The sequence below is a fragment of the Thermococcus sp. 9N3 genome, from assembly GCF_012027685.1.
GTDB lineage: Archaea > Methanobacteriota_B > Thermococci > Thermococcales > Thermococcaceae > Thermococcus > Thermococcus nautili.
The window spans coordinates 1-486 of record NZ_SNUV01000010.1 but is presented as its reverse complement, the minus strand read 5'-3'; the positions used below and the strand labels follow the sequence as shown (position 1 = coordinate 486).

Below are 486 nucleotides of genomic sequence, written 5' to 3'. Positions count from 1 at the left end.
AGACCTCGGCATCGCGAGGGGCTTTGACTACTACACCAGCATAGTCTTCGAGGCCATAGCGCCCAACGACCTCGGCATAGGCTCAATAGGCGGTGGCGGAAGGTACGACAACCTCATTGAAGTTTTTGGGGGCAAGCCAACTCCAGCGACGGGCTTTGCCATAGGAATAGAGCGCCTCATCCCGATCCTTGAGTGGAGGGGCCTGATTCCAGAGCCGAAGCTCAGGCCAGACGTCTACGTGATTCCAATCGGGAAAGAGCTTGAGCTCAGGGCGAAGGCCATTGAAATAGCTCAGAGCCTTAGGAAGAAAGGCATCACGGCCGACTACGACCTCATGGGCAGAAAACTCAAGAAGGCCTTAGATTATGCAGGAAGGCTTGGCGTGCCCTACGTCATCTTAGTCGGCAAGAAGGATCTGGCTGAGGGCAAGGTCACGATAAGGGACATGGAGAGCGGTGAACAGATAGCCGTTAAAATTGAAAGGGA

The 486-nt window shown here is 54.5% G+C and carries 1 protein-coding gene; it reads left to right on the top strand.

Annotation, left to right across the window (positions count from 1 at the left end; genetic code table 11):
• On the top strand, positions 1-486 hold a 486-nt coding region (locus E3E30_RS11160; protein WP_206205172.1), incomplete at both ends, for a His/Gly/Thr/Pro-type tRNA ligase C-terminal domain-containing protein.